Source organism: Burkholderia torrens (genome assembly GCF_984668525.1).
Genome location: NZ_OZ480211.1, coordinates 1,524,723 through 1,549,107 on the forward strand (window position 1 = coordinate 1,524,723; position 24,385 = coordinate 1,549,107).

Genomic DNA, 24,385 nt, shown 5'->3' on the forward strand with positions numbered 1-24,385 from the left:
TCGGTCGATAGAGAGGAGTCGGGTGGTCGTCACGGGCACGGGCATCAGGCTGCGGCGGCGCGCGCGGCGGCACGGCGGCCGAGCCACGCGTCGACCAGTTGCGTGAAGTTGCCGGCGACTTCGTCGATCAGCGCCTGGTCGTCGATGCGGCCGGCGAACCAGTTCAGCGATGCGTCGGCCCACAGCGTGCGCCCGACCATGAAGCCCTTGACGATCGGGTTGGTTGCCGAGCGGAAGCTGTCGACGAGGTATTGCAGCGGCTGGTTCAGGCCGAGGATCACCGCGCCGCGGCAGTGCGGATCGCGTTCGGCGATCAGCGCGGCGAGCCGGGTCCAGCCGTCCGCGCTCAGCGGCGTGAGCTTCCACCATTCGGGCTTCACGCCGAGGTTGTAGAAGCGCGCGATCGTGCGCAGCACCGCGTCGTCCTCGGTGCCGGCTGGCGTGACCGCGCGCGGCGGAATCATTTCGAGCAGCAGCTCGTTGCCGCTGGCGCGCGTGGCTTCCCACAGTTCCAGCACGCGCTGCTCCTGCTCGACGCGCAGGTCGACGTCGTCGTCCGGGTGATAGTGGACGAGGCACTTCACGACCTGTTCGGTCGGCCAGTGCGTGAGCGACGAGCCGACCGAGCGCGTCTCGTCGAACCGCAGCGGCCGCGAGCCCGGCAGCTCGACCGGGCGGCCGACCCACCAGCCGCGCCCGGTGGCCGACGCGAGTGCGTCGCTGCCGTAGGCGCCGCCGTCGATCAGCACGCCGACGTGGCCTTCGAGATGACGCTCGCGCTCGACCTGCTCGACCGCGCGCACGAGCAGCCGCTTCAGCGTCTTGATGCGCGCTTCGTCCGCGCCGGCCTGCACCGCGAGTTCGTAGAACTGGCTGCGATGGTCGAACGCCATCACGCACAAGTCGTCCCAGTCGCGGCGCGGCACCGTCACGCGGTGCAGGTGGGCGAGCGTGCGGTCGGCGTCGACCACCGGATTGCGGCTGCCGTCGAACCAGTGTGCGAGTTCGGCCGGCGTCGGCATCGCGGCCGAGCACGCGTGGCGCGACACGACGATCGCGCCGCACGCGTTCGCGATGCGCGTCGCGTCGGCCCAGTCGCTCCCGCGCAGCAGCCCCGACAGCAGGCCCGACAGGAATGCGTCGCCCGCGCCGAGCACGTTGAGCACCTCGACGCGCTCGCCGAGGAAGGTCGGCGCGGCGTCGATGCCGGCCGGAATGTCGCCTTCGATCACGCAGCAGCCGAGCGCGCCGCGCTTGACGACCAGCGTCGCGTTCGTGATGTCGCGTACCGCCTGCAACGAGCCGATCAGGTCGTGCGGCACGCCGCCCGCGATCAGGAATTCCTCCTCGGTGCCGACCAGCAGGTCGAATTCGCCGAGCACCTGCTGCAGTTGCCGCGTCACCTGCGCATCCGGCACGTAGCGGTTCTCGCCGGCGCCGCGCGCGGTCAGCCCCCACAGCACGGGCCGGTAGTCGATGTCGAGGATCCGCACGACGCCGTGGCGGCGCGCATACGCCAACGCGGTCAGCGACGCTTCGCGCGTGCCCGGCGTCGACAGGTGCGTGCCGGTGATCGCCAGCGCACGGCAACCGGCGATGAAGTCCTCGCGGATCTCGTCGGCGCGCACGGCCATGTCCGCGCAGTTCTCGCGCACGAACAGCAGCGGGAACGTATCGCGATCCTTGAGCCCGAGCAGCACCAGCGCGGTGAGGCGCTCGCGGTCGGTCTGCAGCTGGCTCGTGTCGCAGCCTTCGCGCTCGAGCGTCTCGCGCAGGAAGCGGCCCATCTGCTCGTCGCCGACGCGCGAGATCATCGCGGTCTTCAGCCCGAGCCGCGCGACGCCGAACGCGACGTTGCCCGACGAGCCGCCGAGATACATCTGGAAGCTGCGCGCGTCCTCGAGGCGGCTGCCGTACTGCTGCGCATAGAGATCCACGGCCACGCGGCCGAGGCAGGCGAGATCGATGGGGCGGTCACTCGGAAAGTTCAGCTGGCTCATATCACGTGTCACGCTCGCGGCCGGCGGTCGGCGTTGCCGGCAGATTAGGGGACCGATCCGGAGGCGGCTGTCCGCAGCAGGTGCTGCACGACACGAGACTGCCTGCCGCAGGGAATCGGGCTACGGAACGGAGTCTAGACTTTTTGGAAATCCAGTTCCCTAGGTGAAATCACGTAGAAATAAATTTCCAAATTTTCGAGGAAGTGATCTACAGTTTCATCCGGATGCTTCAGTCCCGATCGGACCAGATCGGACTCGGCCCGGCGGCGCGCAACGTGCCGTCTTCCGCCCCCCGGAGATGAGGAGACAGATTGATCATGAAGACCAAGCTGATGGCCGTCGCGGCCGCCGCGATCCTGGCAGCGCCGCTCGCGCATGCCGAGAAGATCGGCGTGACGATGGCATCGTTCGACGACACGTTCCTGACCATCCTGCGCAACAGCATCGCCGATTCGGCGAAGAAGGACGGCGCAACGGTGCAGATCGAGGACGGCGGCAATGACGTCGGCAAGCAGTTGAGCCAGGTCCAGAACATGATCGCGCAGAAGGTCGACGCGATCATCGTGAATCCGGTCGATACCGACGCGACGCCGAAGATCACGAAGATGGTGACCGCGGCGAAGATCCCGCTCATCTACGTGAACCGCAAGCCGGTCGATTTCGACAAGCTGCCGGCCGGCGTCGCGGTCGTCGCCTCCGACGAAAAGCAGTCGGGCACGCTGCAGGCGCGCCAGGTGTGCAAGCTGCTCGGCGGCAAGGGCGACCTGCTGGTGCTGATGGGCGAGCTGTCCAACGAATCGGCGCGCGCCCGCACCAAGGACATCGAGGACGTGATCGCGACGAAGGATTGCTCGGGCATGAAGATCGTCGACAAGCGCGAAGGCAAGTGGAGCCGCACGCAGGGCCAGGACATCACGATGAACTGGCTGAGCTCCGGGACGAAGTTCGACGCGATCGTGTCGAACAACGACGAGATGGCGATCGGCGCGATCAACGCGCTGAAGGCCGCGCGCAAGCTGACGCCGAAGACGGTCGTCGCGGGCATCGACGCGACGCCGGACGGGCTCGCGGCGATGAAGGCCGGCGAGCTGAAGGTGTCCGTGTACCAGAACGCGACCGGGCAGGGCGCGCAGGCCGTGGCGGCCGCGCTGAAGCTCGCGAAGAAGCAGCCGGTCGACCGCTACGTGAACGTGCCGTTCGAGCTCGTGACGCCCGAGAACATGAACCAGTACGCCAAGCACTGACCGGCGGTCCGTTGAACTGCGCGGGCCCGGCATGGCCGGGTTCGCGCGCGATTTGTCGAGGAACGTCCATGTTTACAGCCAGGGTCGCGCGCCCGATGGCCGGCGGCGACACACCGGCCGCCTCGTCCGGCGGATCGTCCGCCGCGCCGGCTTCTCCCGCGGCCGACTGCGTGCTCGAGGTGCGCGGCGTCGGCAAGTCCTTCCCCGGCGTCGTCGCGCTCGACGGCGTGCAGTTCCGCGTGCGCCGCGGCACCGTTCATGCGCTGATGGGCGAGAACGGCGCGGGCAAGTCCACGCTGATGAAAATCATTGCGGGCGTCTACACGCCCGACCAGGGCGAGATCCTGATCAACGGCGAGCCGGTCGTGCTGAACGGTCCGCTCGATGCGCTCGACCGCGGGATCGCGATGATCCACCAGGAACTGAACCTGATGCCGTACATGACGGTCGCGGAGAACATCTGGATCCGCCGCGAACCGAAGAACCGCTTCGGCCTGATCGATCACGCCGAGCTGCGCCGCCGCACGGCCGCGCTGTTCGAGCGGCTGTCGATCGACATCGATCCGGAAACCGATGTGCGCACGCTGACGGTCGCGAGCCGCCAGATGGTCGAGATCGCGAAGGCCGTGTCGTTCGACTCGGATGTGCTGATCATGGACGAGCCGACCTCCGCGCTGACTGACAAGGAAGTCACCCACCTGTTCCGGATCATTCGCCAGCTGCGCGAGCAGGGCAAGGGCATCGTCTACATCACGCACAAGATGAACGAGCTGTTCGAGATCGCCGACGAGTTCTCGGTGTTCCGCGACGGCAAGTACATCGGCACGCATGCGTCGAGCGACGTCACGCGCGACGACATCATCCGCATGATGGTCGGGCGCGAGATCACGCAGATGTTCCCGAAGGAAGACGTGCCGATCGGCGACGTCGTGCTGTCGGTGAAGGATCTCTGCGTCGACGGTGTGTTCCGCGACGTGAGCTTCGAGCTGCGCGCCGGCGAAATTCTCGGCGTCGCGGGCCTCGTCGGCTCGGGGCGCTCGAACGTCGCGGAAGCGTTGTTCGGCGTCGTGCCGGCCACGTCGGGCGAGATCCGCATCGACGGCAAACCGGTGCGGATCGCGACGCCCGCGCAGGCGATGAAGCATGGCATGGCGTTCCTCACCGAGGATCGCAAGGACACCGGCTGCTTCCTGAATCTCGACCTGCTCGCGAACATGGAGGCGGCGGTGCTCAGCCACCGCTACGTGAAGTTCAACTTCGTGCAGCACGCGCAATTGAAGCGCGACTGCGAGGAAATGAGCCGGATGCTGCGCGTGAAGTCGCCCGGGCTGCACGAGGAAATCCAGAACCTGTCGGGCGGCAACCAGCAGAAGGTGCTGATCGGCCGGTGGCTCCTCACGCAGCCGCGCATCCTGATCCTCGACGAACCGACGCGCGGCATCGACGTCGGTGCGAAGGCCGAGATCCACCGGCTCGTCAGCGCGCTCGCCGGCAAGGGCGTCGCGGTGCTGATGATCTCGTCGGAAATGCCGGAAGTGCTGGGAATGAGCGATCGCGTGATGGTGATGCACGAAGGGCGCATGACCGGCATCGTCGATCGCAAGGACGCCGACCAGGTCCGCATCATGGATCTCGCGTCGCGCTGAGCCGAACCAAGATTGGAGACAACTGAAATGGGCAACCTGAACCCGGTCGCGGATGCGCAGACCATGACACTCAAGTCGCGGCACACGAAATGGCCGCCCGAGCTGAGCATCTTCCTCGTGCTGGTCGGCATCAGCCTGTTCTTCGAGATCGTCGGCTGGATCGTCGTCGGCCAGAGCTTCCTGTTCAATGCCGAGCGGCTCGAGATCATCGTGCTGCAGATGGCCGTGATCGGCATCATCGCGGTCGGCGTGAACCTCGTGATCATCACCAGCGGGATCGACCTGTCGTCGGGGTCGGTCGTCGCGGCCGCGGCCGTCGTCTCGGCGAGCCTCGCGCAGGTGTCCGACTTCCCGCGCGCGGTGTTTCCGCACCTCACTGATCTGCCGATCATCTGGCCCGTGCTGGCCGGCGTGTGCGTCGGGCTGCTGGTCGGCCTGCTGAACGGCTCGCTGATCGCGATGACGGGCATCCCGCCGTTCATCGCGACGCTCGGCACGATGGTCGCCGCGCGCGGCTTCGCGAAGTGGTTCACCAACGGGATGCCGGTGTCGATGCTGACCGACCAGTTCGCAGCCATCGGCGCGGGCGCCAATCCGGTGATCATCTTCGTCGTGATCGCCGCGATCTTCCACGTCGTGCTGCGCTACACGCGCTTCGGCAAGTACACCTACGCGATCGGCGCGAACCGCCACGCGGCCGTCGTGTCGGGCATCAACGTCACGCGGCACCTGATCTTCGTCTATGCGATCGCAGGCCTGTTGAGCGGCATCGCGGGCACCGTGACGGCCGCGCGTGCGATTTCTGGCCAGTCGGGCATGGGCGTGATGTACGAGCTCGATGCGATCGCGGCCGTCGTGATCGGCGGCACGTCGCTGTCGGGCGGCCTCGGCCGAGTGACGGGCACCGTGATCGGCGTGCTGATCCTTGGCGTGATGACGTCGGGCTTCACGTTCATCCGCATCGACGCGTACTACCAGGAGATGGTGAAGGGCGCGATCATCGTCGCGGCCGTGATCGCCGACCAGTACCGCAACAAGAAGTCGCGTCGCTGAGCGCACGCGTGATCCCGAATCCACTTTAGCGAAGGACACCCGATGAAGATCGCGCTGGACCCCTACATGATTCGCCACCTGCCGCTCGACCGGCTGCCGCACGCGGTGGCCGATCTCGGCTACGACCAGATCGAGCTGTCGCCGCGCAGCGACTTTCTCGACTGGTGGGTGATGCCGCGTGCGACGCGCGAGCGCATGGCCGCGTTCCGCCAGGCGATGCGCGCGAGCGGCGTCGGCCTCGCGTCGCTGCAGCCGATGTACCGCTGGGCGAGCCCGTTCGAGGACGAGCGGCAATGGGCCGTACGCTGCTGGAAGAAGGCGATCGAGGTGGCGGTCGAGATGGAGTGCACGCTGATGGTGTCGGAGTTCGGCCGCGGTGCGTCGCCCGAGCGTTCGGTCGGCGAGCGGCCGGGCGCGAACCCTCAGGCGCTGTGCGAGGCCGCGTGGTTCCGGTCGATGGACGAGCTGCTGCCGATCCTCGAGCGCGAGCGCATCGTGCTGTCGGTCGAGCCGCATCCGGAGGACTGGATCGAGCAGCTGCAGCCGGCGATCGACATCGTCACGAACCTCGCTTCGCCGTCGCTGAAGCTGTCGTATATCGCGCCGCACACGTTCTACTACGGCGACGACATGGCCGCGCTGATCGCGGCCGCCGCGCCGATCCTCGCGCACGTGCGCGTGGCCGACACGTTCGACCACCGCAAGAGCAGCCAGCTGCGCTACATCGTGAACCCGCCCGGCTCGAACCAGATCCGCGTGCACCAGCATCTCGACATCGGGCAGGGCGAGATCGACTGGGACGTGTTTTTCCGCGCGCTCGGCGCGGCAGGCTTCGACGGCGTGATGTCGTCGTGCGTGTTCGCGTGGGAGGACCGCGCGGAAGCGTCGTCGCGCTACATGCGCGACACGATCCAGCGCTACGTCGATCGCCATTTCGACCGCACCGCGCGCTGACCGCTGACCGATTGCTGACCGGCGCGGCACGGGCCGCGCCGCTGATGAACGACTGGAGACTCGTAGATGACCTTGCAAATCGGCGTGATCGGCTGCGGCGCGATCGGCCAGGACCATATCCGCAGACTGACCCGCACGCTGTCCGGTGCGCGCGTCGTGGCCGTCAACGACATCGATCCGCAGCAGGCGCGCGACGCGGTGACGAAATACGGGCTCGACGCCGAGATCTACGGTGACGGCCATGAGGTGGTCGCGGCTGCCGACGTGCAGGCCGTGCTCGTCACATCGTGGGGCCCCACGCACGAAGCGTTCGTGCTCGACGCGATCGCGCACGGCAAGCCGGTGTTCTGCGAGAAGCCGCTGGCCGTCACGGCCGACGGCTGCATGCGGATCGTCGAAGCCGAAGTCGCGCACGGCAAGCGGCTCGTGCAGGTCGGCTTCATGCGGCCGTACGACGAAGGCTATCGCGCGCTGAAGCGCGTGATCGACAGCGGCGAAATCGGCGCACCGCTGATGCTGCATTGCGCGCACCGCAACCAGTCGGTCGGCGAGCGCTACACGACCGACATGGCGATCACCGACACGCTGATCCACGAACTCGACGTGCTGCGCTGGCTGCTCGGCGAGGATTACACGAGCGCGCAGGTCGTCTATCCGAAGAAGACGCGCCATGCGTCCGCGCATCTCGCCGATCCGCAGATCGTGCTGCTCGAAACCGCGAGCGGCGTGCGCATCGATGTCGAGATCTTCGTGAACTGCCAGTACGGCTACGACATCCAGTGCGAGGTGGTCGGCGAGCAGGGCATCGCGAAGCTGCCCGATCCGCCGGCCGTCGGGCTCAAGCATGCGGCGCGGCAGTCGGTCGAGATCATGACCGACTGGAAGGAGCGCTTCATCGCGTCGTACGACGTCGAGCTGCAGGCGTTCATCGACGGCGTGCGGCAGGGCGCGCTGACCGGGCCGTCCGCATGGGACGGCTACGCGGCGGCGGTCGCGGCTGACGCGTGCGTGCGAGCACAGAAGAGCGGCGCGGTCGAGGCGATCGCGATGGCCGATCGTCCCGCGTTCTATCGCGGCTGACCCGCGGCTTGCCTGCCGCTCACTTACCGGACCGACCGACATGACGATGAAGATTGGCTGCGCGCCGTGCTGCTGGGGCGTCGACGACGTGAAGAATCCGCACCTGCCGCCGTGGCGGCACGTGCTCGCCGAGGCCGCACAGGCCGGCTACTCGGGCATCGAGCTCGGACCGTACGGCTACATCCCGCTCGAACTCGACGTGGTGAGCGCCGAGCTCGAGCGGCAACGCCTGAGCATCACCGCCGGCACGATCTTCGACGATCTCGTGTCGCCGGAGAACCTGCCGAACCTGCTGCGCCAGACGCGCGACATCTGCGCGCTGATCACGCGGCTGCCGAAGCTGCCGACGCAGGACGGCCAGCGCTACGCGGCGCCGTACCTGGTCGTGATGGACTGGGGCCATGAGGAACGCGACTACGCGGCCGGCCACGGCGATCGCGCGCCGCGGCTGTCCGGCGAGCAATGGGCACGGATGGTCGACCATATCCGGCAGATCGCGACGGTCGCGCGCGACGAATTCGGCGTGCGCGCTGTGATCCATCCGCATGCGGGCGGCTACATCGAGTTCGCGGACGAGATCGACCGGATCGTCGCCGATATTCCGGCCGACACGGCCGGCCTGTGTCTCGACACCGGCCACCTGCATTACTCGGGCATGGACCCGGAAACGTGGCTGCGCCGCCATGCGGCGCGCCTCGACTACGTGCATTTCAAGGATATCGACGCGGCCGTGTACGACGCGGTGATGGGCGAGCACATCGCGTTCTTCGCCGCCTGTGCGCGCGGCGTGATGTGCCCGATCGGCACCGGCGTGCTCGACTACCCGGCGATCCGCCGCGCGCTCATCGAGATCGGCTACGCGGGCTACATCACGATCGAGCAGGAACGCGACCCGCGCAACGCCGGCACGAGCCTGCGCGACGTCGCCGCGAGCCGTGCGTTTCTCGCGTCGGCCGGCTTTGCATGACCCCCTTCACCCCTGAACCCGCACCAGGAACACCACCATCATGATTGACGGACAGATTCTGCTTGGACATTCGATTCGCTGGGGCATGGTCGGCGGCGGGCTCGGCAGCCAGATCGGCTACAGCCACCGGTCGGCCGCGCTGCGCGACGGCAGTTTCCAGCTGGTTGCCGGCGCATTCGATATCGATCCCGAGCGCGGCCGCCAGTTCGGCGTGAAGCTCGGCGTCGCGGCCGAGCGCTGCTATCCCGACTACGCGACGATGTTCGATGCCGAGGCACGCCGCCCGGACGGCATCCGCGCGGTGTCGATCGCGACGCCGAACAACACGCACTTCGAGATTTGCCGCGCCGCGCTGAACGCCGGGCTGCACGTGGTCTGCGAGAAGCCGCTGTGCTTCACGACCGAGGAGGCCGAGGCGCTGCAGCGGCTGGCGGTCGAGAAGAACCGGATCGTCGGCGTCGCGTACGGGTATTCCGGACACCAGATGATCGAGCAGGCGCGCGAGATGATCGCGCGCGGCGACCTCGGCGAGATTCGCATCGTGCAGATGCAGTTCGCGCACGGGTTCCACAGCGAGGGCGTCGAGGCCGCGAGCGCGGCCGCGCGCTGGCGCGTCGATCCGAAGTTCGCGGGCCCGAGCTACGTGCTCGGCGACATCGGCACGCATCCGCTCTACATCTCCGAGGTGATGGTGCCCGCGCTGAAGATCAAGCGGCTGATGTGTTCGCGGCAGAGCTTCGTGAAGAGCCGCGCACCGCTCGAGGACAACGCGTTCACGATCATGGAGTACGACACCGGCGCAGTCGGTTACGTATGGTCGAGCGCGGTGAACGCCGGCTCGATGCACGGCCAGAAGGTGCGCGTGATCGGCTCGAAGGCGAGCATCGAATGGTGGGACGAGCATCCGAACCAGCTGCGCTACGAAGTGCAGGGGCAACCCGCGCAGGTGCTCGATCGCGGGATGGGCTACCTGTATCCGCAGGCGCTGCGCGAGGACCGCATCGGCGCCGGGCATCCGGAAGGGCTGTTCGAGGCATGGTCGAACCTCTACGCGCGCTTCGCGCTCGCGATGGATGCGGCCGATCGCGGCGATACCGAGGCCCTGAAGCAGATCCGTTATCCGGACGTTCACGCGGGCGTGGAAGGGGTCCGCTGGGTCGAGAACTGCGTGCGTTCGGCCGACGCGGGCAGCGTGTGGGTCGACTATCGCTGAGCAGGGCAGGCCGGCTGCGGGGGGCGACGTCACGTTACGCACCGACCGCCGGCCTCGGTACACGCCCTAATCTTTACGACGCCGCGAGCGCGTCGGACAATCGCTTCAAGTCTTGCCGTGGAGCGTGTGCAAGTGATGATCGAGCGCGTGGGAGCGAGCGTGCGGCGCGGGCCGTGCCGCAAACGTGATTAAATTCGCCCTTCATGCATGGTTCCAGTCGAGCCCCGGGCCGCGTCCGCCAGCGTCGCGCGCGCATCGGGGCCGTCAACTTCGCGCTATCCGATGAGTTCATCCGAGAAACCTCCCGCCACCGTCGAGCAGTTCCTGCAGCACCTGACGCAGGAGTACGACGGCCTCAGCAATCGCCTGAAGGTGATTGCGCGCCACGTCGAAACGCATCGGGACCAGCTTGGCCTGGAAGGCATCCAGTCGCTCGCGGAGGCGTGCGGCGTCCAGCCGTCGGCCGTCGTGCGTTTCGCGAAGCACTTCGGCTTCTCCGGCTTCTCCGAGATGCAGCGGCTGTTCCGCGAAGGGCTCGCGCAGCAGATCGCGCCGGGGCGCGCGTACAACCTGCGGCTGCGCGACGTGATCGAAGCGGGCTCGTCGAGCCTGCAGCCCGAACAGATCGCCGACGAATTCATCAAGGGCAGCATTGCCGGGATGCAGCAGCTGCGGCAGACGCTCGATTCGCAGGCGCTCGCGCGCGCCGTCGACCTGCTCGCCGACACGCAGGCGATCTGGATTGCCGGCTCGCGGCGCGCGTTTCCGATTGCCGTGTATCTCGACTATGCGTTGCAGCACACCGACAAGCGCATCGGTCTGTTCAGCGCGCTCGGCAGCATGCACCTCGGCCAGATCCGCTCGGTGCGCGAGGGCGACGTGATGATCGTGATTTCGTTCATGCCGTATGCGGAGGAAACCGTGCAGGTCGCGCAGCAGGCCGTGCAGCGCGGCGCGCGCGTGATCGCGATCACGGACAGCCGGATGAGCCCGCTCGCACGGGAGGCCGAGGTGATGCTGATGGTGCAGGACAGCGAGACGTTCGGCTTTCGCGCACTGACGGCCACGATGGGTCTTGCGCAGAGCCTGTTCGTCGCGCTCGCGTACCGGCTCGAGCTGTCGTACCTGCCGACCGCCGACGGCGCGCACGGCTCGAAAGCCGGCTGACCGCGACTGCCGGCGCGCCGCCCGCGACTTCGATCGGCGGGCGGCATGCCGGCGGGCTTACTTCGCGGTCGGCATCGCGAATTCGGCACCCTTGCCGATGCTCGACGACCAGCGCTGCATCACCGATTTCTGGCGCGTGTAGAAGCGCACGCCTTCCTCGCCGTACGCGTGCATGTCGCCGAACAGGCTCTTCTTCCAGCCGCCGAAGCCATGCCACGCCATCGGCACGGGGATCGGCACGTTGATGCCGACCATGCCGACCTGGATGCGCTGCGCGAATTCGCGTGCGATGCCGCCGTCGCTCGTGAAGCACGACACGCCGTTGCCGAATTCATGCGCGTTGATCAGGTCGACCGCCTCGCCGAAATCCTTCACGCGCACGCAGCCGAGCACCGGCCCGAAGATTTCTTCCTTGTAGATCCGCATGTCGGGACGCACGTGATCGAATAGCGTGCCGCCGGTGAAGAAGCCGGCCTCGCGGCCCGGCACGCGCAGCCCGCGGCCGTCGACCACCAGTTGCGCGCCTTCGTTCACGCCTTGCTCGATGTAGCCTTCGATGCGCTTCAGCGCTTCGCCGGTGACGATCGGGCCCATCTCGACTTCCGGCGACATGCCGTCGCCGATCACCAGCCGGCGTGCGCGCTCGGCCACCGCCGGCACGATCTTGTCGGCCACGTCGCCGACCAGCACCGCGACGCTGATCGCCATGCAGCGCTCGCCGGCCGAGCCGTATGCGGCGCCGATCAGTGCGTCGACGGCCTGTTCGATGTTTGCATCGGGCATCACGACCAGGTGGTTCTTCGCGCCGCCGAGCGCCTGCACGCGCTTGCCAGACTGCACCGCGCGCTGCTGCACGTAGGCCGCGATCGGCGTCGAGCCGACGAAGCTGACGGCCTGCACGTCGGGGTGGTCGAGCAACGCGTCGACCGCGCCCTTGTCGCCCTGCACGACGTTGAACACGCCGGCCGGCAGCCCGGCCTGCGTGAGCAGGTCGGCAATGAACAGCGCGGCCGACGGGTCGCGCTCGCTCGGCTTCAGCACGAACGTGTTGCCCGTCGCGATCGCGACCGGGAACATCCAGCACGGCACCATGCACGGGAAGTTGAACGGCGTGATGCCCGCGACGACGCCGAGCGGCTGGCGCATCGTCCAGTTGTCGATGCCGGTGCTGACCTGGTCGGTGAAGTCGCCTTTCAGCAGTTGCGGCACGCCGCATGCGAATTCGATGATGTCGATGCCGCGCGCGACTTCGCCCTGCGCGTCGGAGAACACCTTGCCGTGCTCGGCCGTGATGATTGCCGCGAGTGTGTCGCGGTGTTCGTTCATCAGCTGCAGGAAGCGGTGCAGCACGCGTGCACGGCGGATCGGCGGCGTCGCGGCCCAGGCGGGGAACGCCGCGTGGGCCGACGCGACGGCCCGCTGCACTTCGCTGTCGTCGGCGAGCGCGACGCGGCGTACCGCGCGGCCGAGCGACGGGTTGAGGACGTCCTGGAAGCGGCCGCTGCGGCCGGCAACGGGCGCGCCGTCGACATAGTGGCCGACGTCTGCGTCGGACGTGTACGCGGGAACCGGATTCATCGTGTCTCCTGGGGATGAGGGGGGAACAGGATCCAGTCTAGGGAAACGGGCAGGGCGGGAGAAGACCGCGAAACTTGATTCACTGTTCAGAATTCTGAATAATCAGTGGATGAATCAGCAAAATGTCCAGGCACTCTGGCCGCATATCCATTCGCTGACGGTGCTGGCCGCGGCCGGCAGTTTCACGGCTGCCGCGCAGCGGCTCGGCATCAGCAAGGCCGCGATGAGCCAGCGCATCGCCGATCTCGAAAAGGCGGCCGGCGTGCCGCTCGTGCGGCGCACGACACGCAGCGTGCGGCTCACCGATGCGGGCCAGACGCTCGTCGACAGCACGCGCGATGCGTTCGAGTCGATCGGGCAGCATTTCGCGCGTGTGAAGGATCTGGCCGGCGAGCCGCGCGGCCTGCTGCGCCTGACGGTGCCGGTCGCGCTCGGCCGCCAGCAGGTCGTGCCGCACCTGCCCGAGTTCCTGCGGCAGCATCCGGGCGTGCAGATCGAGCTCGACCTGTCGGACCGGCTGCATTCGCTGACGCAGGAGGGCTTCGACCTCGCGATCCGCCACACGACCACCGCGCCGCAGACCCACGTCGCGTGGAAGCTGTGCGACACGCGCTCGCTGCTGGTCGCGAGCCGCGCCTATCTCGATGCGCGCGGCGCCCCGCGCCATCCGAACGAACTCGTCGATCACAGCTGCCTGTGCTACCTGCGCGACAACGAGCCGGCCGCCTGGAGCTTCGAGTTGCACGGCCGGCGGCGCGAGCGCGTCAGTGTGCCGGTGCGCGGCAGTTTCGCGGCGAACAACAGCGAGGCGATGCGCGAGGCCGCGCTTGGCGGACTCGGCATCGCGCTGCTGCCCGATTTCAGCGCGCAGCGCGATCTCGACGCCGGCCGGCTCGTGGCGCTGCTCGACGGCTGGCGGCCGTCGGGCGCGTTCGGCGACCACATCTTCGCGATCTGCCCGTACAGCCCGGTCGTGCCGAGCGCGGTGCGCGCGCTCGTGCGGCACCTGCGCGAGCGGCTCGCGGGCGGCTTTTCCGGCGCGTGAGCGCGGCCCCCGCGTGCGCCGCGCCACGGGCTGCCCGGGCAGGCGCGGCGGCGCTGCGGTAAAATCGCGACTTCCTCCCGCGCCGCATAGGGCGCGTCATTCGAAGGTCGAAAGCCGATGCAGATTCACAAGGAAGTGGACGCGCGCGGGCTCAATTGCCCGTTGCCGATCCTGCGTGCCAAGAAAGCGCTTGCCGATATGGAAAGCGGGCAGATCCTCAAGGTGCTTGCGACCGACCCGGGCTCGCAGCGCGATTTCGCCGCGTTCGCGAAGCAGACGGGCAACGAGATCGTCGAATCGACGACGCAGGACAAGACCTTCGTGTTCCTGATGCGCCGCCGCTGACGGCCCGCATCGCCTGTTGCGCCGTGCCGCGCGCCGGCCGGGCTTCTCTGACAATTCTTAAACCTCACCGCGTGACGGGCTGCGTATACTGACCCGGCCGGTCGTCCGCTCCCAGCAGACGCGCCGGCCACGGTACGTCGCAGGGCGGGCACGGGGGCCATGCCTGACGCTACCGTCGTACAACGGGGAGAGGACATGTCCTTCAGACCAGGGACCTTTCGAAGTCCGTCCGGAACGGAATGCACTGCGCCCGCGCGCGCGTCGGAATTGAGCCGGATCGAGCTCGATCCGCGACAGGATCGCCATGCGCGTGCCGCACTGGAGGCCTATGCGGATTCCGCCGCGGCCGAGATGCCGTGGCTGGCCGAGTGGCTTGACGAACGGCTGCGGGATGCCGCGCAGGACGACGGCCCGGGCCTGACCTACTGCGGTGCGACGGTCGAGCGCGTGTTCGATCTGGCGCAGGCATGGGCGGCAGCCCAGCCCGATTACGCAGCGACTGCGTGGGAGCGGGTGCGCGGCCAGCTGCAGCGGATGCTCGTTCAACCGGCGCTGCCGGAACGGCAGGCGCCACGCGTGCCGGCGGACGATCGTGCCGAGCCGGTGGCCGGCATCGCGGGCGCGGATTAAGCGTCCGATTGCGCGGCAGGAAGGATTATTCGAAGAAAGAACGATAGTCCGCGCAATTTCTTGGCGAATTTCATACTACTATGATGAAATCGCCGGTTCGTCCGTGCCCCGTTTTTGAGATATTGGACCGGGGTCGCCGGTTTGCGCAGTGGCGCGAGCGGCGAACGACGGCTCGCCGGCCGAAATCCGGACGCCGCGCACGTGCTGCGCGGCCGGGGGCAGGCGCGGGAGTTGAATGGACGAATCGATTTCGATTTGCGGGGTGCTATGAGAATTGCTGTACTGGATGATGATCCGGCCCAGACGGATTTCGTCAGTCAAACGCTGACGGCCGTTGGCCATACGTGCTATGCGTTCAAGGAAGGCAAGGCCCTGAAGAAGCGCCTGCAGCGCGAGACGTTCGATCTGCTGGTGCTCGACTGGAACGTGCCCGACATGTCCGGCGAGGAAGTGCTCAAGTGGGTGCGTGCGAACCAGACCGAGCACAGCCTGCCGATCATCTTCATGACGAGCCGCGACGACGAGGCGGGGATCACGCAGATCCTCAATGCCGGCGCCGACGACTACGTGGTCAAGCCCGTGTCGGGCCCGATCCTGCGCGCGCGCATCGGCTCGCTGCTGCGCCGCGCGTATCCGGTCAACGCCGAGGCCACCGTCCGCGAGTTCGACCAGTTCCGTTTCGACGTGAACCTGAAGCAGGCGTATGTCGGCGACAAGGCCGTGAGCCTCACGCAAAAGGAATTCGAGCTCGCGCTGCTGCTGTTCCAGCATCTCGACCGGCCGTTGTCGCGTGCGCACATTCTCGATCTCGTGTGGAAGCAGGCGACCGACATCCCGTCGCGCACGATGGATACGCACATCTCGATGCTGCGCACCAAGCTCGGCCTGCGGCCCGAGAACGGCTATCGCCTCGCGCCGATCTACGGCTACGGCTACCGGCTCGAGCGGGTCGGCCAGGGAGAACCGGAGTGACCACGGGCATCACGCAGCGCACGGCGAACCTGCGCACGGCGGCGCTGCACGCGGCCTGCGCGGTCGCGTTTGCGTTCGCCGCGCAGCACGCGGCGGCGCAGCCGCCTGCTGCCGCGGGCAAGATGGTCGTGTACCGCACGCAGGCGGGCGACACGCTGTACGACGTCGCCGCGCGCTATCTGCAGGGCTCGGACGACTGGCAGCTGCTCCAGCAGATCAACGGCGTGCCCGCGCCGAAGCACCTGCAGCCCGGCGTCGCGCTGAAGCTGCCGGTCGCGCGCCTGCGCAAGGAAAAGCTGACCGCACGCGTGATCGCGGTGCAGGGCACGGCCGAACGCGCGTCCGGCGACGCTTTCACGGCGCTGGCCAACGACGCGACGCTCGCGGAAGGCGACCGCGTGCGCACGGGCCCGAACGGCTTCGTGACGATCGAGCTCGCCGACGGCACGCACATGAGCCTGCCGCCCGACAGCCAGCTCGACCTGAAGTCGCTGCGCCGTACCGTGCTGACCGGCACGCTCGATCGCGAGTTCGAACTCACGCGCGGCTCGGTCGACAGCGAAGTCACCCATCTGAAGAAGCGCGACGACCGCTTCCAGATCCGCTCGCCGTCCGTCGTGGCCGGCGTGCGCGGCACGCATTTCCGCGTGAACTACGACGCGGCCGGCAATGCGTCGACGCGTGTCGAAGTCCTCGACGGCACCGTCGGCGTCGCGGGGCACCGGCAGGCGGCCGACCCGACGCTCGTGCATGCGAACTTCGGCAGCGTCGCGACGTCGTCCGGCACGGTCGGCGCGCCCGTCGAGCTGCTGGCCCCGCCCACGCTCGCGCATCCGGACAAGGTGCAGGACGAGTCCGACGTCGCGTTCGACGTCGCGCCGCTCGCGCAGGCACGCGGTTATCACGTCCAGCTCGCGCACGACGCCGGGTTGCTCGACCTGTTCCGCGAAGCGCGTACCGATGCGCCGCGCGTGGTGTTTCGCGACGTGCCGAACGGCAACTATTTCGTGCGAATCGCCGCGATCGATTCGAACGGCCTCGAGGGGCTGCCGCGCACCTATGCGTTCGAGCGCCGCGTGATGGGGCTCGACGCGAGCGCGTCGCCCGGCGCCGGCGGCTACGAGTTCCGCTGGTCGCCGAACGGTTCGGGCAAGGATGCGCGCTACCGGTTCGTGCTGTCGCGCTCGAAGGACCTGAGCGCGCCGGTCGTCGACCAGGTCGGCCTGCATGCGCGCCAGCTCACCGTTGCGCACCTGCCGCCGGGCGATTATTTCTGGGCCGTGACCGTCGAGGAATTCGAAGGCGGCAAGTTCTACGAGAAGACCAGTCCCGTCAGCGCGTTCACGTTGTCGCGCTGACCCGCGGCGCATGAAACCCCGCTCCGTGTCCCCGCGGCGGCATCTCGGCCGCCGCTTCCTCATCGAATGGATCGCGATCGGCTGCCTCGGGATCGCGGTGATCCTCGCGTGCGCGCTCGGCCGCCTGTCGTCGAGCGTCGACGGGCTGATCTACGACCGGCTGCTGATGCTGCGCAGCCTGCCGCTGTCGCCGGATGTGGTCGTCGTCGACATCGACAACCAGAGCGTGTCGGCGCTCGGCCGCTGGCCGTGGTCGCGCGACGTGCATGCGCGGCTGCTCGACACGCTGGCGCGTGCGCAGCCGGCCGCCGTCGTCTACGACGTGCTGTTCACCGAACCGTCGCCGGAGGATCGCGCGTTTGCGGACGCGATGAGCCATGTGCCGACCTTCCTGCCCGTACTGCTGAGCCCGGAGCAAGCGGACGGCACGCGCAGCGTCGATCCGCCGGTCGCCGCGCTCGCGGCGCGCGCCACGGGGCTCGGCCACATCAATCTCGAAGTCGATCGCGACGGCATCGTGCGCAGCGTCGCGCTGTTCGAAAGCGACGGCCGCGTGCGCTGGCCGCAATTGATGGTGCCCGTGTACCGTGCGATCCAGGCCGGCCGGCTGCATCCGGTCGGCGGCGCGCCGGGCGCGAATGCGCATGACCTGTCGCGCGATGCGGCAGGCGAGGGCCGCTACCTGATCCCGTTCAGCCGCAATACGCCCGCTTATCCGACGCTGTCGTTCGACGACGTGCTCGAAGGGCGCGTGAAACCCGATGCGCTGCGCGGCAAGATCGTCGTCGTCGGCGTGACGGCGTCCGGGCTGTACGACCGCTTCGCGACGCCCGTGTCCGGCGAGTTCGGCCCGCTGGCCGGCGTGTACATCCATGCGAACGTGCTCGACATGCTGGCGACCGGCAGCGCGATCTCGCCCGCGTCGCGCCTGGGGCTGTTCGCCGCGTCGCTGCTGCCGCTCGCCGTGCTGCTCGGCGGTTTCCTGATGCTGTCGCCGTGGCGAGCGCTGCTGCTGACGATGAGTCTCGCCGTGCTCGCCGTGGTCGCGAGCCTGGCGCTGCTGTTCGGGGCGCGCATCTGGCTGACGCCGGCACCGGCGATCTTCGGCCTGATCGCCGTCTACCCGATCTGGAACTGGCGGCGCCTCGAAATGACGATGTCGTACCTGCGCCGCGAGCTGCAGCGGCTCGCCGACGAGCCGCACCTGCTGCCCGAGGCGCCGCGCACGCGCAGCGTCGGCGGCGACGTGCTCGAGCGGCAGATGGCGCTGATGGCGCAGGCCGCGCAGCGCGTACAGGACATGAAGCGCTTCGTGTGGGACAGCCTCGACAGCATGCCGGAGCCGATCTTCGTGACCGACCTCGCCGGTACCGTGCTGATCGCGAACCACGCGGCGAAGCGCTACGGGTCGCGCCTCTCGCTGCCGCTGCCGGAAGGGCGTCCGCTGCGCAACGCGCTCGGCGAGCTGACCTTCATGAAGACCGTCGACGGCAATGCCGAACACGACGCGGCGATCCGCGAGCGCTGGCCGGCCGCGCTCGACCCGACGCTCGAGGCCGAACACGACGCGATGGCGCGCGGTATCGAGGTGCGCGATCGCGACGGGCTCGACCATCTGCTACGCTACGCGGCCTGTACGAACGCCCAGGGCCGCGTGACGGGCTGGATCGCCGGCCTCGTCGACGTGACCGAGCTGCATGCGGCCGAGCGGCAGCGTGAGGAAGCGCTGCACCTGCTGTCGCACGACATGCGCTCGCCGCAGTCGTCGATCCTGGCGCTCGTCGAGATCGAGCGCGACCGTGTCGACACCGATGCGATGCGCGGGCTGCTCGCGCGGATCGAGCGCTATGCGCATCGCGCGCTGTCGCTGGCCGACGAGTTCGTGCAACTGGCGCGCGCCGAGTCGCAGGCATACCAGCTCGAGGTCACGAGCCTCGTCGACGTGCTGATCGACGCGAGCGACGAGGTATGGCCGCAGGCGCAGGCGAAGCATATCCGCGTCGACACCGAGGTCGGCACCGACATGTGCTGGGTGCGCGCGGACCGCTCGCTGATCACCCGCGCATTCGTGAACCTGCTGAACAACGCGGTCAAATACAGTCCGTCCGACACCGTGATCACGTGTACGCTGACGGTCGAGCACGCATCGAAGCGGATGTTCTGTACGATTCGCGATCAGGGGTACGGCATTGCGCCGGAAGATCAGCGGCATCTGTTCGAGCGTTTCAAGCGATTCCATGCCGGCGAGCGGCCCGAGATCTCGGGTTCCGGGCTCGGCATGGCATTCGTGAAGACGGTCGTCACGCGCCATGGGGGCAGCGTGTCGGTCGACAGCGAGGTGGGTGTCGGCACCGCGGTGACGGTGTCATTGCCCGCGATCGACGAGCCGTCCGCCTGACAGGGCCGGGCACGACGGCAGGGATTTGGGGAAAGCCATGAGAAAGGAATGGGCAGCGACCGCACTGGCGGCGTCGCTGTTGACGGGTTGCGCCGGCGTGACGACCGGCGTGAGTGCGGTCGGGCAGCCGGATGCGTTTGCATCCGGTGCGCACGGCTACGATTTCGTGCGGACGGCCGCGCAGGCGGGCGATACCGAATACCGGCAGATCGAGACGCTCGTGCGCGACGAACTCGCGCGCCGCGGCTTCGATGCGCAGCCGCTCAAGGATGCGCGCTACCGGCTGTCGATCGCGTACGCGACGCAGCCGGCGTCGGTCGCGGCGATCGCCGACCGGTGCGGCGCCGCAAGCAGTGCGTGCGTGACGGTCGACGGGCCGGCGCCGCTCGCGCTGCCGTTCATGGGCACCGTGTATCGCCACGTGCTCACGCTGCGCTTCGTCGACGCGCGCTCGGGGGCCGACGTGTACCGCGTTTCGGCCGCGCTGCGCGATCGCGATCCGGGCACGCAGCTGGCCGCGCCGGCGCTCGTGAAGAGCGCGCTGGCGAAGGTGCCGTTCGGCGACGGCAACGGCTGGCTCGTGAAGACGAAAAAAGACGACGCGGGCGGGATGCCGGGCGTCGTCTCGGTGAAGCCGGCCGAAACGCGCTGAGCGCCGGCCGGTGAGGTGAGGGCGGGCTCGCCGCGGCGAGCCCTTGCCGCGTTCAGGCGGCCGGTTGCGTACCGCCGCGCGTACGCAGGTACGCGTCGAATTCGGCGCTGACTTCCGGGTGGCGCAGCGCGAATTCCACCGTCGCCTTCAGGTAGCCGAGCTTGCTGCCGCAATCATAGCGCGTGCCCTGATACTTGTAGGCCAGCACCTGTTCATCGGCGAGCAGCGCCTGGATCGCGTCGGTGAGCTGCAGTTCGCCGCCCGCGCCGGGCTTCAGCGCGCGCAGGTGTTCGAAGATCCGCGGCTTCAGGATGTAGCGCCCGACCACGCCGAGGTTCGACGGCGCGACTTCCGGCGCCGGCTTCTCGATGATCGCCGACATCTTGACGATCGACTCTTCCCACTCCTTGCCGTCGACGATCCCGTACGACTTCGTTTCCGACGGCGGGATCTCTTCGACGCCGATCACCGAGCTGTGATAGTGGTCGAACACGTCGACCATCTGCTTCATCACGGGCGGCGTGCCGTCGAGCAGGTCGTCGGCGAGGATCACCGCGAACGGGTTGTCGGCCACCAGCTTTTCCGCGCACAGCACCGCATGGCCGAGGCCGAGCGCTTCCGGCTGGCGCACGTAGAAACAGTCGACGTGGCTCGGCTTGATGCTGCGCACGAGTTCGAGCAGCTTTTCCTTGCCGCGCGCCTCGAGTTCGGCCTCGACCTCGTACGACTTGTCGAAATGATCCTCGATCGCGCGCTTGCTGCGCCCGGTGACGAAGATCATCTCGGTGATGCCCGCGGCGATCGCTTCCTCGACTGCGTACTGGATCAGCGGCTTGTCGACGACCGGCAGCATTTCCTTCGGGCTCGCCTTCGTCGCCGGGAGGAACCGCGTGCCGAGACCGGCAACGGGAAATACCGCCTTGGAAACTTTCAGCATGATCGAACCTTTATTCCTGTAATCGACTTGTCAGACGGTCTATGTTCACGTTCGCATTATAGTGAACGCAAACGACCTTACCCTTTGTTACGCAGGCAACCGATCGAGCTGCGCCCGCAGTTTTTCGAGCGTGCTCTGGAATTCCGCGACGCGTTTCTGCTCCTGTTCGACCACGGCCGGCGGCGCTTTCGCGACGAACGCCTCGTTGCCGAGCTTCGCGTTGCACTTCGCGACCTCGCCCGTCAGGCGCGCGATTTCCTTCGACAGGCGCTCGCGTTCGGCCGCGACGTCGATTTCCACCTTCAGTACCAGCTTGTTCTGGCCGACGATCGCGATCGGTGCGCCGTGCGCTTCCTTGTCGAGCGTCGCTTCGTCCGCGAGGATCTGCACTTCCGACAGTCGCGCGAGCGCCTGGACGTACGGCGCGAACGAGCGCAGGCGCTCGGCATCGCCGGCAGCCAGCAGCGGCACCTTGGTCGCCGGCGACAGGTTCATCTCGCCGCGCAGGTTGCGGCATGCGTCGACGATCGCCTTCAGGTCGGCCGCCCATTGCTCGGACGCCTCGTCGAGCTTCTGCAGGTTCGCGACCGGGTAGGGCTGCGTCATCAGCGACGCCTCGCCCTCGGCCTTGCCCTGCGGATAACGGCCGGCGAGCGGCGCGACCTTCTGCCAGAGCGCTTCGGTGATGAACGGGATGACCGGGTGCGCGAGGCGCAGCACCGTTTCCAGCACGCGCAGCAGCGTGCGGCGCGTCGCGCGCTGCTGTTCCGGCGTGCCGTTCTGGATCTGCACCTTCGCGAGCTCGAGGTACCAGTCGCAGTACTCGTCCCACACGAACTTGTAGATGCTGCTGGCGATGTTGTCGAAGCGGTAATCGGCGAAGCCCTTCGCGATGTCGGCTTCGGTGCGCTGCAGCAGCGACACGATCCAGCGGTCGGCCGCCGAGAAATCGAGGTAGCCGCCGGGGCCGCAGTCGCCCGCGCCGCACACTTCCGGCTTGTCGGCGCCGCAGTCGTGGCCTTCGCAGTTCATCAGCACGAAGCGCGTCGCGTTCCACAGCTTGTTGCAGAAGTTGCGATAGCCTTCGCAGCGCGCGAGGTCGAAGTTCACGTTGCGGCCGAGCGTCGCCATCGACGCCATCGTGAAGCGCAGCGCGTCGGTGCCGAACGCGGCGATGCCGTCCGGGAATTCCTTGCGCGTCTTCTTCTCGATCGTCGCGGCCTGCTTCGGGTTCATCAGGCCGGTGGTGCGCTTCGCGACCAGCGTCTCGAGGTCGATGCCGTCGACGATGTCGATCGGGTCGAGCGTGTTGCCCTTGCTCTTCGACATCTTCTGGCCTTCCGCGTCGCGCACGAGGCCGTGCACGTAGACGGTATGGAACGGCACCTTGCCGGTGAAGTGCGTGGTCATCATCACCATCCGGGCGACCCAGAAGAAGATGATGTCGAAGCCCGTGACGAGCACCGACGACGGCAGGAAATGCTGCAGTTCAGGCGTTTCGTTCGGCCAGCCGAGCGACGAGAACGGCACGAGCGCCGACGAGAACCACGTGTCGAGCACGTCCTCGTCGCGCTTCAGCGCGCCCGCATAACCCTTCGCGGCAGCCTGCGCGCGTGCTTCCTCCTCGTTGCGCGCGACGAATACCTCGCCGTTTTCGCCGTACCACGCGGGAATCTGGTGGCCCCACCACAGCTGGCGTGAGATGCACCAGTCCTGGATGTTTTCGAGCCACTGGTAGTAGGTCGTCGTCCAGTTTTCCGGCACGAACTTGATCTGGCCGTTGCGCACCACGTCGAGCGACGTCTCGGTGATCGACTTGCCGGGGTTGAACGTGCCTTCCGGCGCCGGCTTCGTCATCGCGACGAACCACTGGTCGGTCAGCATCGGCTCGATCACGACGCCCGTGCGGTCGCCGCGCGGCACCATCAGCTTGTGCGGCTTCACGGAGTCGAGGAAGCCCTGCGCGTCGAGGTCGGCGACGATCGCCTTGCGCGCGTCGAAGCGGTCGAGGCCGCGATACTGCTCGGGGCCGTTGTCGTTGATCTTCGCGTCGAGCGTCAGGATCTCGATCGGCGCGAGGTTGTGGCGCAGGCCGACCTGGTAGTCGTTGAAGTCGTGCGCGGGCGTGACCTTCACGACGCCCGTGCCGAACTCGCGGTCGACGTAGTCGTCGGCGATCACCGGGATCTCGCGGCCGGTCAGCGGCAGCGTGACGAGCTTGCCGATCAGGTGCGCGTAGCGCTCGTCTTCCGGGTGGACCATCAGCGCGACGTCGCCGAGCATCGTCTCGGGGCGCGTGGTGGCCACCGTCAGCGAGCCCGAGCCGTCGACGAGCGGGTAGCGGATGTGCCACAGGTGGCCGTTTTCCTCTTCGCTCGCGACTTCGAGATCCGACACGGCGGTGAGCAGCACCGGATCCCAGTTGACGAGGCGCTTGCCGCGGTAGATCAGGCCCTGTTCATAGAGCGTGACGAACACGTCGCGCACGGCGGCCGACATCTTGTCGTCCATCGTGAAGTATTCGCGCGACCAGTCGGTCGACGCGCCGAGGCGGCGCACCTGGCCCGTGATCGTCGAGCCGGACTTTTCCTTCCATTCCCATACGCGCTCGACAAACTGCTCGCGGCCGAGGTCGTGGCGCGACACACCTTGCGCGTCGAGCTGGCGCTCGACGACGATCTGCGTGGCGATCCCCGCGTGGTCGGTGCCGGGCACCCACAGCGTGTTCTCGCCGAGCATCCGGTGGTAGCGGGCGAGGCCGTCCATGATCGTCTGGTTGAACGCGTGGCCCATGTGCAGCGTGCCCGTCACGTTCGGCGGCGGCAACTGGATCGCGAAATCGGGGCGCGACGGATCGAAAGCCGGGGCGGCGTAGCCGCGTTTTTCCCACTCCGGCCCCCATTGGGACTCGATGGTATGGGGCTCGAAGCTCTTCGCAAGCGTGTTGTCGCTCATGTTGGAAATCTGCCGAAAAATGCGTGAATTGGATGCCGAATCTGACAATTATAAATGGATGCCCATCGGCCAGCCATCGCCTTGCCGGCACGGGCCTGCCGAGACGGGGCCGCAACGTGCCGGCAACGTGCCCGCCACGCGCGGCCGAACGGATCGGGAACGGCATCGCGCGGCCGACTTATAATGTCGGG

Annotated in this window: 19 protein-coding genes; 15 read left to right on the forward strand and 4 right to left on the reverse strand. The window is 67.7% G+C overall.

The window, feature by feature from the left end; translation table 11 throughout:
* Nucleotides 1-44: 44 nt before the first annotated feature.
* Nucleotides 45-2,000: a bifunctional 5-dehydro-2-deoxygluconokinase/5-dehydro-2-deoxyphosphogluconate aldolase gene (locus tag AC5LXX_RS07055; protein ID WP_493410947.1), complete on the reverse strand. Its 1,956-nt coding sequence runs from the start codon at nt 1,998-2,000 to the stop codon at nt 45-47.
* A gap of 317 nt (nt 2,001-2,317) precedes the next feature.
* Between AC5LXX_RS07055 and AC5LXX_RS07060 the strand changes: the two genes are divergently transcribed.
* From AC5LXX_RS07060 to AC5LXX_RS07095, 8 genes are all read left to right on the forward strand, one after another.
* Nucleotides 2,318-3,244, forward strand: coding sequence for a sugar ABC transporter substrate-binding protein (locus tag AC5LXX_RS07060; RefSeq protein ID WP_124455955.1), 927 nt, complete (start codon nt 2,318-2,320; stop codon nt 3,242-3,244).
* A gap of 68 nt (nt 3,245-3,312) precedes the next feature.
* Nucleotides 3,313-4,890 carry a sugar ABC transporter ATP-binding protein gene (locus tag AC5LXX_RS07065; RefSeq protein ID WP_493410948.1) on the forward strand — a complete coding sequence of 526 codons (1,578 nt, stop codon included), beginning with the start codon at nt 3,313-3,315 and terminating at the stop codon, nt 4,888-4,890.
* 27 nt (nt 4,891-4,917) lie between these two features.
* Nucleotides 4,918-5,943, forward strand: a complete 1,026-nt coding sequence (locus AC5LXX_RS07070) for an ABC transporter permease (protein WP_124455986.1) — start codon at nt 4,918-4,920, stop codon at nt 5,941-5,943.
* Between the two features lie 42 nt (nt 5,944-5,985).
* Complete coding sequence (locus tag AC5LXX_RS07075) at nt 5,986-6,897, forward strand: sugar phosphate isomerase/epimerase family protein (RefSeq protein WP_493410949.1); 912 nt, start codon at nt 5,986-5,988, stop codon at nt 6,895-6,897.
* Nucleotides 6,898-6,963: 66 nt separating this feature from the next.
* Nucleotides 6,964-7,977, forward strand: a complete 1,014-nt coding sequence (iolG, locus tag AC5LXX_RS07080; protein ID WP_493410950.1) for a bifunctional inositol 2-dehydrogenase/D-chiro-inositol 1-dehydrogenase — start codon at nt 6,964-6,966, stop codon at nt 7,975-7,977.
* 40 nt (nt 7,978-8,017) lie between these two features.
* Nucleotides 8,018-8,944: a TIM barrel protein gene (locus AC5LXX_RS07085; protein ID WP_493410951.1), complete on the forward strand. Its 927-nt coding sequence runs from the start codon at nt 8,018-8,020 to the stop codon at nt 8,942-8,944.
* Between the two features lie 40 nt (nt 8,945-8,984).
* Nucleotides 8,985-10,157, forward strand: a complete 1,173-nt coding sequence (locus AC5LXX_RS07090) for a Gfo/Idh/MocA family protein (protein ID WP_493410952.1) — start codon at nt 8,985-8,987, stop codon at nt 10,155-10,157.
* A gap of 282 nt (nt 10,158-10,439) precedes the next feature.
* Nucleotides 10,440-11,324 carry a MurR/RpiR family transcriptional regulator gene (locus AC5LXX_RS07095; protein ID WP_493410953.1) on the forward strand — a complete coding sequence of 295 codons (885 nt, stop codon included), beginning with the start codon at nt 10,440-10,442 and terminating at the stop codon, nt 11,322-11,324.
* Between the two features lie 57 nt (nt 11,325-11,381).
* On the opposite strand, the gene AC5LXX_RS07100 is transcribed toward AC5LXX_RS07095, so the two are convergent.
* On the reverse strand, nt 11,382-12,902 hold the full coding sequence (locus tag AC5LXX_RS07100; protein ID WP_493410954.1) for a CoA-acylating methylmalonate-semialdehyde dehydrogenase: 1,521 nt from the start codon (nt 12,900-12,902) through the stop codon (nt 11,382-11,384).
* Nucleotides 12,903-13,011: 109 nt separating this feature from the next.
* Between AC5LXX_RS07100 and AC5LXX_RS07105 the strand changes: the two genes are divergently transcribed.
* The 7 genes from AC5LXX_RS07105 (at nt 13,012) to AC5LXX_RS07135 (ending at nt 20,302) form a co-directional block, all read left to right on the forward strand.
* The gene (locus AC5LXX_RS07105) at nt 13,012-13,947 is read left to right on the forward strand and encodes a LysR family transcriptional regulator (RefSeq protein WP_493410955.1); all 936 of its coding nucleotides are present in this window, start codon (nt 13,012-13,014) and stop codon (nt 13,945-13,947) included.
* A gap of 117 nt (nt 13,948-14,064) precedes the next feature.
* On the forward strand, nt 14,065-14,292 hold the full coding sequence (locus AC5LXX_RS07110) for a sulfurtransferase TusA family protein (RefSeq protein ID WP_006402122.1): 228 nt from the start codon (nt 14,065-14,067) through the stop codon (nt 14,290-14,292).
* Between the two features lie 195 nt (nt 14,293-14,487).
* Nucleotides 14,488-14,922, forward strand: coding sequence for a peptidase (locus AC5LXX_RS07115; protein WP_493410956.1), 435 nt, complete (start codon nt 14,488-14,490; stop codon nt 14,920-14,922).
* Nucleotides 14,923-15,189: 267 nt separating this feature from the next.
* Nucleotides 15,190-15,894 carry a response regulator transcription factor gene (locus tag AC5LXX_RS07120; RefSeq protein ID WP_006490421.1) on the forward strand — a complete coding sequence of 235 codons (705 nt, stop codon included), beginning with the start codon at nt 15,190-15,192 and terminating at the stop codon, nt 15,892-15,894.
* Nucleotides 15,891-17,252, forward strand: coding sequence for a FecR family protein (locus AC5LXX_RS07125; protein ID WP_493410957.1), 1,362 nt, complete (start codon nt 15,891-15,893; stop codon nt 17,250-17,252). Before AC5LXX_RS07120 ends, AC5LXX_RS07125 begins: the two co-directional genes overlap by 4 nt.
* Nucleotides 17,253-17,262: 10 nt before the next feature.
* Nucleotides 17,263-19,650: a CHASE2 domain-containing protein gene (locus tag AC5LXX_RS07130; protein ID WP_493410958.1), complete on the forward strand. Its 2,388-nt coding sequence runs from the start codon at nt 17,263-17,265 to the stop codon at nt 19,648-19,650.
* Nucleotides 19,651-19,687: 37 nt separating this feature from the next.
* On the forward strand, nt 19,688-20,302 hold the full coding sequence (locus AC5LXX_RS07135; protein WP_493410959.1) for a DUF4136 domain-containing protein: 615 nt from the start codon (nt 19,688-19,690) through the stop codon (nt 20,300-20,302).
* A gap of 52 nt (nt 20,303-20,354) precedes the next feature.
* Here AC5LXX_RS07135 and galU read toward each other — a convergent pair whose 3' ends face one another.
* Complete coding sequence (galU, locus tag AC5LXX_RS07140; protein WP_124455968.1) at nt 20,355-21,239, reverse strand: UTP--glucose-1-phosphate uridylyltransferase GalU; 885 nt, start codon at nt 21,237-21,239, stop codon at nt 20,355-20,357.
* A gap of 87 nt (nt 21,240-21,326) precedes the next feature.
* A complete protein-coding gene (locus AC5LXX_RS07145; RefSeq protein ID WP_493410960.1) occupies nt 21,327-24,194 on the reverse strand; it encodes a valine--tRNA ligase in 2,868 nt (955 codons plus the stop codon).
* Nucleotides 24,195-24,385: the final 191 nt, after the last annotated feature.

Coding starts and splice junctions, on each gene's coding strand:
- AC5LXX_RS07090 (WP_493410952.1), top strand. CDS start 8,985: ATGATTGACGGACAGATTCTGCTTGGACATTCGATTCGCTGGGGCATG.
- AC5LXX_RS07070 (WP_124455986.1), top strand. CDS start 4,918: ATGGGCAACCTGAACCCGGTCGCGGATGCGCAGACCATGACACTCAAG.
- AC5LXX_RS07055 (WP_493410947.1), bottom strand. CDS start 2,000: ATGAGCCAGCTGAACTTTCCGAGTGACCGCCCCATCGATCTCGCCTGC.
- AC5LXX_RS07105 (WP_493410955.1), top strand. CDS start 13,012: ATGAATCAGCAAAATGTCCAGGCACTCTGGCCGCATATCCATTCGCTG.
- AC5LXX_RS07130 (WP_493410958.1), top strand. CDS start 17,263: ATGAAACCCCGCTCCGTGTCCCCGCGGCGGCATCTCGGCCGCCGCTTC.
- AC5LXX_RS07100 (WP_493410954.1), bottom strand. CDS start 12,902: ATGAATCCGGTTCCCGCGTACACGTCCGACGCAGACGTCGGCCACTAT.
- AC5LXX_RS07075 (WP_493410949.1), top strand. CDS start 5,986: ATGAAGATCGCGCTGGACCCCTACATGATTCGCCACCTGCCGCTCGAC.
- AC5LXX_RS07115 (WP_493410956.1), top strand. CDS start 14,488: ATGTCCTTCAGACCAGGGACCTTTCGAAGTCCGTCCGGAACGGAATGC.
- AC5LXX_RS07145 (WP_493410960.1), bottom strand. CDS start 24,194: ATGAGCGACAACACGCTTGCGAAGAGCTTCGAGCCCCATACCATCGAG.
- AC5LXX_RS07065 (WP_493410948.1), top strand. CDS start 3,313: ATGTTTACAGCCAGGGTCGCGCGCCCGATGGCCGGCGGCGACACACCG.
- AC5LXX_RS07120 (WP_006490421.1), top strand. CDS start 15,190: ATGAGAATTGCTGTACTGGATGATGATCCGGCCCAGACGGATTTCGTC.
- AC5LXX_RS07135 (WP_493410959.1), top strand. CDS start 19,688: ATGAGAAAGGAATGGGCAGCGACCGCACTGGCGGCGTCGCTGTTGACG.
- galU (WP_124455968.1), bottom strand. CDS start 21,239: ATGCTGAAAGTTTCCAAGGCGGTATTTCCCGTTGCCGGTCTCGGCACG.
- AC5LXX_RS07095 (WP_493410953.1), top strand. CDS start 10,440: ATGAGTTCATCCGAGAAACCTCCCGCCACCGTCGAGCAGTTCCTGCAG.
- AC5LXX_RS07110 (WP_006402122.1), top strand. CDS start 14,065: ATGCAGATTCACAAGGAAGTGGACGCGCGCGGGCTCAATTGCCCGTTG.
- AC5LXX_RS07060 (WP_124455955.1), top strand. CDS start 2,318: ATGAAGACCAAGCTGATGGCCGTCGCGGCCGCCGCGATCCTGGCAGCG.
- AC5LXX_RS07085 (WP_493410951.1), top strand. CDS start 8,018: ATGACGATGAAGATTGGCTGCGCGCCGTGCTGCTGGGGCGTCGACGAC.
- iolG (WP_493410950.1), top strand. CDS start 6,964: ATGACCTTGCAAATCGGCGTGATCGGCTGCGGCGCGATCGGCCAGGAC.